Source organism: Candidatus Ichthyocystis sparus (assembly GCF_900078745.1).
GTDB classification, from domain to species: domain Bacteria; phylum Pseudomonadota; class Gammaproteobacteria; order Burkholderiales; family 2013Ark19i; genus Ichthyocystis; species Ichthyocystis sparus.
Genome location: NZ_FKII01000039.1, coordinates 1 through 1,003, shown reverse-complemented (window position 1 = coordinate 1,003; position 1,003 = coordinate 1). Strand labels below are relative to the sequence as shown.

Sequence of the window (1,003 nt, the reverse complement as noted above, 5' to 3'; positions counted from 1 at the left end):
ATCATGAAGTAGCCTAGAAATTAGTTTATAACTATCAGGATGAAACTTAAGGCCCAGAAAATCTACATACTGAGTGGACAACACCTCCCTAACAGTAGTACAAACAATCCCTGTCTCAGAGTAAGTGTAAACATGAACAGGAACATTACTGCTACTCGCGTATCTTCCTTCTGTTCCTTCTGTAGTAGGAGCAGAAGAAGATCCATCTCCTGATGCTTTACACTTATCAACATCCTTACTATTTGTATTTGTTCTGGAACATCGTGCTTTCAAATTAGATGTTGAAGACGATGCTATTAAGGGAATACCAGCAATGTCGAGAACATCAATAAAATCTTTACAATTAACAGCATCTAAACACTCCCCTCCTAGAGCACCAGAAATGCCACCAAATACTTCACGCCAAATAGAGCTAAAAATACACTCTGCCCTACCGCGGATAGCGGAATCTAGTCCCGATAAAAAACTCAGCAACCTATCTCCAGTTAACGTCTCTACACCACCGTCAGGAGAATCGGACAATACTTTAATGTTAGGAAGAGAAGGTATAAAATCAGGTATATGATCGCCATAGTACTTAGAAAAACATCTGTGCACAAAATTATCCCTACACAGTACCTTATAAGTACTACACCAAATAATTCTCCCGGTCGTCGTAAGTTCATCACTCAGGTTTGATGGAAGTTGTTCGCTTAACTTACTCTTGTAAGGAACTCCAGCTGATTCAACAGCTCTCGAAATGAGATCACTAATTATTTGAGCACTTGTGATGATATAGGAGAAGCTTCTACTTCCAGATTTAGTACTGTTTCTTCTCCAGCCATTATTGCTGATCAGGATGTTTCTGATTTGCTGGGAGTTAAGTTACATCCTGATAGTGCTCAAATAATTAGTGATCTCATTTCGAGAGCTGTTGAATCAGCTGGAGTTCCTTACAAGAGTAAGTTAAGCGAACAACTTCCATCAAACCTGAGTGATGAACTTACGACGACCGGGAGAATTA

At 39.6% G+C, this 1,003-nt stretch carries 2 protein-coding genes; one reads left to right on the top strand and one right to left on the bottom strand.

What is annotated here, in order from left to right; translation table 11 throughout:
- On the bottom strand, window positions 1-597 hold a 597-nt coding region (locus A6733_RS00465), incomplete at its 3' end, for a hypothetical protein (protein WP_141663428.1).
- Window positions 598-756: 159 nt separating this feature from the next.
- On the opposite strand from A6733_RS00465, the gene A6733_RS00460 reads away from it, so the two are divergent.
- Window positions 757-1,003 (top strand): hypothetical protein (locus tag A6733_RS00460; RefSeq protein WP_141663429.1); only part of this gene is annotated, 247 nt, incomplete at its 3' end.